The sequence below is a fragment of the Kitasatospora sp. NPDC043950 genome, assembly GCF_056435345.1.
Genome location: NZ_JBWKER010000130.1, coordinates 1 through 2,503 on the forward strand (window position 1 = coordinate 1; position 2,503 = coordinate 2,503).

The 2,503-nt window shown below is 70.2% G+C and carries 4 protein-coding genes; all 4 read left to right on the forward strand.

Translation table 11 applies throughout. The features are described 5' to 3' along the window. The first annotated feature begins 406 nt into the window (after positions 1 to 406). Positions 407 to 1,069, forward strand: coding sequence for a hypothetical protein (locus tag AC07BF_RS37730; protein WP_478334599.1), 663 nt, complete (start codon positions 407 to 409; stop codon positions 1,067 to 1,069). 194 nt (positions 1,070 to 1,263) lie between these two features. After that, on the forward strand, positions 1,264 to 1,740 hold the full coding sequence (locus tag AC07BF_RS37735; protein WP_363580989.1) for a hypothetical protein: 477 nt from the start codon (positions 1,264 to 1,266) through the stop codon (positions 1,738 to 1,740). 82 nt (positions 1,741 to 1,822) lie between these two features. Then, positions 1,823 to 1,999, forward strand: coding sequence for a hypothetical protein (locus AC07BF_RS37740; protein WP_478334600.1), 177 nt, complete (start codon positions 1,823 to 1,825; stop codon positions 1,997 to 1,999). Between the two features lie 239 nt (positions 2,000 to 2,238). After that, the gene (locus AC07BF_RS37745; protein WP_363580993.1) at positions 2,239 to 2,406 is read left to right on the forward strand and encodes a hypothetical protein; all 168 of its coding nucleotides are present in this window, start codon (positions 2,239 to 2,241) and stop codon (positions 2,404 to 2,406) included. The last annotated feature ends 97 nt before the right edge of the window (positions 2,407 to 2,503 follow it).

Genomic DNA, 2,503 nt, shown 5'->3' on the forward strand with positions numbered 1-2,503 from the left:
GCCGAGGCCGTGCCTGTCTCGCGACTGCCGGTACTGCACTCACTGAACTGCGTCCTACCGGTACCGCTGGTGGCGGCCCCTGATACCTGCGGGCCGCCCGGTCCGGAAGCCAGCCCCGTCGCCGTCCTGCACCTGCCTGGCTTCGGAACTCCACTGCCGGACCGAACTGCGAACTTCTGTCAAACAACCCCGGCCAGTTCGTGTCTGGCCGGTATCGCCGACTTGCTGTCTACGAGAGAAACGTTAGACCCACCCACGAGCAATGTCTACTCCGGCGCACACAGATTTTGCGACGCTCTCGGGTGAGGTAACCTTCCGCTGCGCGGGGGCGGCAACCCCCCGAGCCGCCGCCGCGCGCCCGAAGCAGCGAGCCGCACCGCGCGGGGAGGCAGAAGTCGAAGACCTGGTGCCCGTCGGACCGGAGACGGCCCGGAGGGCGGGACGGGAGGCCCTGGTCGAAACGATCACCAAGGCCGTGCCCGGCGGTGACGGCCGGGCCGTCCGTCGGCTACTGGCCCGCTTCGCGGAACTGGCCGCCATCGCCGACCTGTACGCCCTGCGCGACGCCCCCTCGGAAGTTCATTTCGAGCCCGGTGCATGCCGGAGGGGGCGGCGGTGTCGCCGTCCGCCACGACCTCCCCTCCTCACCGCCGACCGAGCCGGCGCCACGACCGCAGCCCGTTCCCTCGCCGACCGGCTCGCCGCCGCCTACCGCCTCGACCGGCTCGCCGCCGCCTACCGCCTCGACCGGGTCGTTTACCGCAACGGCGCCCGCATGCCCGTCCGGGCCTGGGCCGAAGCCGCCCTCGCCGCCCGCTCCGCCGTCGCCCACAACACCGGCACCCTCAACACCGCCCGCGAGTACGGAATCCACCAGGTCGAGGTCTCTGACGGTCACGACTGCGGATGGAACAGCCACCCCGACCCCGACAAGGCCACCCGCACCCTGCGCACAGTCGAGGAAGCCGCCGACTGGCCCATCTCCCACCCGCGGTGCGCGCGGACGTTCGGGTTGAGCCCCGACGCGTCGGACGCGCCGGGCGAGGACAGTGCTGTCACGGCCCCTTGAACGTCCCCTCCCGTGCCGGCTGGGTGGGAACCGCGTGGGGCAAGTCGACTGGGTGATTCGGAAGCCAACCTTGCCTGTTCGATGGCCTGTTCACACCTTTCGGTGCAGCGGGGTCCGGGGCGGGCTGGGACGATCAAGCCGCCGTGCGCACCTGCGCCCGGGCCGTCCGTGAAACGAATTGAGGACCCCTCGCCATGAGCATTCACGACACCGCCCACCCGCAACTGGCCGAGCACTACAGCCGGGCCGCCGAGTCCCACCTCGACCTGATCACAGCCCGGCGGGCTATCGACCCCGACCTGATCGCGGGGCAAGCGGTGATCGTCCCCAAGAAGTTCTCCTACTCCGGGTCCGTGCACTCCTTCTCGGTCCTCGGGGGCGGTTTCTCCGGGGACTTCACCGACGAGAAGGGCGTCGAGTACGAGATCACCGGTGCCGGAGGCGGCCTGAGCGTCGGAGGCGGAGACGTCTGGGGCACCCTGTGGACCAACGGCCACCTGTCCGACTACGCGGGCTGGACCACCCGCTTCGAGGCGACCACCACCGCGGCCATGTTCAACATCAACCTGTGGGGCCTGGACGGCGAGTACATCGGTTCGTTTGTCGGTGGCGGAGCGGAGATGGGCGTCGGCGCCATGGGCGGACAGGGGAAGATCGACATCAAGCACTGACAACCACCACCTCTGGCCGCGCTGCCATCGTGCAGCGGCAGTGCAGGGTGGGAGTCCAGAGCTCGGAGGCCGGACCGGTGCGATGCTGCTCTTCGGGCCAGGTTGGGCAACTCCGGGACACTGGGAGCGCGCCGTCGGCGCTCCCGCCCCGGTCAAGGCGAAGGCCGAGGCCGCCATCACGTCGAACCTGGGGACCTACGAGGCGACCGTCGGCGACAAGTACCTCACGGACGACATCGTCTACGCGGTCGGCAAGTAGCACGGGCGCGGTCCCCGGATTCCACCGACTTCTGGAGGCCGCCGGGCTGTCAATGCCTCTCGTTCACGCCGAGGAGCGGGCCATCGCCCGGCGGAGCGCGAGAGCGATCGGGCTCTCCGAGGGACGGTCGCCGTCAGTCCGCACAGACCGGCTGCCAGCCAGTTGCCTCCGGTAGGCGTCATCAGGTGGCGGACGGCTCGTTGGTCCAGGTGCTTGACGCCCCGAAGAAGGAGAACCCCATGCCCGAGCCCGAAGAGTACGTCGACGAGCAGCCCGAACTGGTCGTCCACAGGGTCGCAGACCCGCAGGACGACGGCTCCGACCCCATTGCGGATACCGCCGACCAGGCACTCGGAACGCAGGCACGGACGCGCGCCGGCGGCTTGATGGACCAGGGCCAGATGTAGCAGAGGCCCGGGGGGGGGGGGGGGGGGGGGGGGGGGGGGGAGAGGGAAGGACACTCACACCGGGGGCGCGACGGAGGGATGGGTAACACCATCTGCG

What these genes read in the sequence shown, in the direction of transcription:
- AC07BF_RS37740 (WP_478334600.1), top strand. Translation starts at nt 1,823, where the DNA reads ATGCTGCTCTTCGGGCCAGGTTGGGCAACTCCGGGACACTGGGAGCGC.
- AC07BF_RS37745 (WP_363580993.1), top strand. Translation starts at nt 2,239, where the DNA reads ATGCCCGAGCCCGAAGAGTACGTCGACGAGCAGCCCGAACTGGTCGTC.
- AC07BF_RS37735 (WP_363580989.1), top strand. Translation starts at nt 1,264, where the DNA reads ATGAGCATTCACGACACCGCCCACCCGCAACTGGCCGAGCACTACAGC.